A 3,706-nucleotide genomic window follows, 5' to 3' on the forward strand; every position below is an offset into this window, starting at 1 on the left:
ATATTATACTTTTCTATTTTTCTATACAGGGAACTTCTTGCAATATCTAATATTTTAGCAGCAAGGCTCATATTACCTTTAACTTCTTTAATAACTTCAGTTATATGTTGTTTTTCCATCTGTTCCAAAGTAATTCCTATATATGGTTCTATTGATTTCTTATGTTTTTCAGCTTCATCATTATACAAATTCATCTGAATCACTTCGGTATTAACTATACGCTCAATTACATTTTCCAATTCTCTTATATTTCCCGGCCAATCGTAATTTTTAAGATAGTTCATATATTCTTCTGAAATATCTACGCTGTGCTTATTAAGTTTCTTAGAAGTTTTTCTCATATAGTAATTCACGAGTTCTGCAATATCGTCCCTACGTTCTCTTAGTGGTGGTAAATATAATGGTAGAACATTTAGTCTATAATAAAGATCTTTTCTAAAGTTCCCCCTTTCCACCTCAATTTCCAGATCCTTATTTGTAGCTGCCATAATCCTTACATCGATATCTATTTGTTTTGAACTTCCTATTCTATTTACTACTCCTTCTTCTATTACTCTTAATAATCTGTTCTGCATATCAGAAGGCATTTCTCCTATTTCATCCAGAAAAATTGTACCACCATCGGCAATTTCAAATTTGCCTACATTGCCACCTTTTTTTGCACCAGTAAATGCTCCACCTTCATAACCAAAAAGTTCAGATTCTATAAGTGTACGTGGTATAGCTCCACAGTTTACAGCTATAAAAGGGTCTTCACTCCGGGTACCATGGTTGTGAATAGCCTGGGCAAAAATCTCCTTACCTGTTCCACTTTCACCAGAAATCAATATTGTAGATTTACTATCTGCTATTTTTTTTGCATACTCAATAATTTTCTTAAATTTCTTATTTACTCCAATTATTTTATTAAAAGTATATATCGCTTGTCCACTTAATATTCTACCCGCCAGTTTCCTACTCTTTTTTAGTTCATAAAATACAAGCGTTATTTCTTCGATCTTCGTATCAAAACCATAAATAGGGTATGCAGTAAGAGTAATTTGTAGTTTATTCGCTAGTGTATTTATATATATATCCTCATCTGTAAAGTTACCCTTCGACTTTAGCCGTTCTACTATTTCATAAAAGCTTAAAATTAAATCGGGTATTTTCATACTTTTCATTTCTCTTGCATCATAACCAAACATCTTAGCAACTTGTTTATTCATTGTTGTGATGTTTCCTTGTAAATCACAAGTCAAAATCCCTGAAGAAATGGAATCAAAGGTGGTTTCTAGACGCCTTTTACAGATTTCAATTATTAAATTATATTTTTTGTTTTCAATCATTCTTTCAATAGCATCAGCTGCTGCTACTACCATGCCCAAGGTATGAGGATTTACATTTTCTATATACCCAGTTAAGTTTATCATTCCAACTATACTTCCATATTCATCCTTAATTGGTGCAGCAGAACATGTCCATTTATGATATGCATTAATAAAATGTCCTTTCCCAGAGACCTGAGCAGGTACCCCTTCAGAAATTACAAGACTCATTGCATTAGTCCCAATATGAGCCTCATCCATATATGCACCAGTAATCATTTTTAGTTTAGAAGATTCTAATAATATTTTTTCATCTCCCACCACATTTAAAATACATCCTTCGCCGTCGCACAGTAATACAAAAAACTCGGAACCTCTTACAAAATCATATAAATGATTAATAAATGGAGATGCATTCAAAATAAGTTCACTGTTTTGCTCTAAGTTTTTCTGTAGTTCCTCGCCTTCAATAATTTTGGTGCTATGCGAATTCCCAGGTAATATTCCGGCTCCTATGCATCTTAAGTGAGAAGCTTCAATATAGCTCTCCATACTTTTTACCTTCCTTTATGTGTGAAGTCCTTTCAAATGGAGCCTTTTATAACATATCTTTTTAATTAATATATTTATATATCACTTTTTAAACTACTACAATATCATCTCCAGCTTTAATATATCCCTCTGTAAGTACCCTAGCAAATATTCCTTCTCTTGGCATTATACAGTCGCCAACTAGCTTCATAATTTCGCAACCTTTATGACATTCCTTTCCTATCTGTGTTACCTCGAAAAGTACCTCTCCCACTTTAAACTTAGTTCCCACAGGAAGCTCATACAAAATTATGCCTTCAGTAGTAAGATTCTCAGCGAACTTTCCTGAACATAAACCTTCTACCCCAGTAGCTTTCATCTTTTCAATACTCTCATTTCCAAGAAAACTTACCATCCTATGCCAATTACCTGCATGTGCATCCCCTTCAAGACCATGGTTTAATTTAAAAAAGCCTTTATCTATAGGGTGCTTTATCACACCTTTTTTCTCGCTTATATTTACAGCAATAACCTTTGCCATTACAATCCCTTCCTTTCAAATGTTCCTGATTTTCCTCCGGTTTTTTTTACAAGCATAATATTATTTATAACCATTCCCCTATCTATTGCCTTGCACATATCATAAATTGTTAGTGCAGCAACTGATACCGCAGTTAGTGCTTCCATTTCAATGCCTGTTTTTCCTATAGTCTTCGTGGTTGCAGTTATATCGATCTTAGTGTTTTCAATGTCAATCTTAAAACTAATGTCGCAGCCAGATATCATTATGGCATGACACATTGGTATTATCTGCGAAGTGCTCTTAGCACCCATAATTCCGCCCACCTGTGCTACAGCTAGTACATCTCCTTTTGAGATGTACCCTTCCTTTATTTTTTCTAGGGTTTCTCTTTTCATTGATATTGACCCAACTGCTACAGCCTCCCGAACAGTGTCAAGCTTTTCAGATACATCTACCATTTTAGCTCTTCCTTCTTCATTTATGTGAGTAAGTTCCATTGCAATGCTCCTTTCTTGTTTATTCTCATGCGCCTTATTACCCGCCTATTTGAGACATCACCTTAATACTTCTACTAACACTTTCCTCTTCAAGATGATGCTCAAGTGGTTTGTTAAAAATTGCTGATTTAAGTGCAGCTGTAAGCATCTCTTCATTATTTAGATATTTTCTAAGGTCTATTTCCTCAGCTGAATGAAGACATTGTTTAATTGTTCCTGTGGATGTAAGCCTTATTTTATTACAATCCCCACAAAATTTACAACTTACTGGACTAATGAAACCAATATTTCCTTTTGCTCCTTCAAGCTTGTACAATTGCGCGGTACTACTCTTTTGTGTTTCTATTTGAGTGAGCTCTGGATGAAGTCCCAGCATTTCCATAAAACTTAATTTATTTTTCTCATACATCTCAATACCTTCACCGATAGGCATAAGTTCTATAAACCTTATTTCTATTGGCAGTTCGCGAGTTAAGTTTAAAAAATCCTCAAACTCTGTATCATTAATACCTCTCATTAATACTGTATTTATTTTAACAGGTTTTAACCCAATAGTTAAACATTTGTCTATACTTTTCATTACTTTATCTAAATTTCCTATTCTTGTTATACTTTTAAATTTTTCACTATTTAAAGTATCAAGACTAATATTAACCCTTTTAAGTCCAGCCTTCTTTAAATCATCTGCCATGTCAGAGAGAAGAATACCATTTGTAGTTATAGCGATGTCATCTATCCCTTGTAGTTTAGAAGTTTCGTATATTAGTTTATCAATGTCTTTCATAACCAGTGGTTCTCCACCAGTATATCTTATTTTATTTATACCTAGAGTTGTAGCTACCTTTACA

At 33.7% G+C, this 3,706-nt stretch carries 4 protein-coding genes; all 4 read right to left on the minus strand.

Going from position 1 to position 3,706, the window contains the following annotated elements:
• The coding region (locus JJE11_RS16475) for a sigma 54-interacting transcriptional regulator (protein WP_291637583.1) at positions 1 to 1,859 on the minus strand (1,859 nt) is incomplete at its 3' end.
• A gap of 88 nt (positions 1,860 to 1,947) precedes the next feature.
• Positions 1,948 to 2,379, minus strand: a complete 432-nt coding sequence (locus JJE11_RS16480; RefSeq protein WP_291637585.1) for an MOSC domain-containing protein — start codon at positions 2,377 to 2,379, stop codon at positions 1,948 to 1,950.
• A complete protein-coding gene (moaC, locus tag JJE11_RS16485; RefSeq protein ID WP_291637588.1) occupies positions 2,379 to 2,864 on the minus strand; it encodes a cyclic pyranopterin monophosphate synthase MoaC in 486 nt (161 codons plus the stop codon). Before moaC ends, JJE11_RS16480 begins: the two co-directional genes overlap by 1 nt.
• Positions 2,865 to 2,895: 31 nt before the next feature.
• A partial coding sequence (gene moaA / locus JJE11_RS16490; protein ID WP_291637586.1) for a GTP 3',8-cyclase MoaA occupies positions 2,896 to 3,706 on the minus strand: 811 nt, incomplete at its 5' end.

The organism is Clostridium sp., from assembly GCF_016650095.1.
Taxonomy (GTDB): Bacteria; Bacillota; Clostridia; order Clostridiales; family Clostridiaceae; genus Clostridium_AD.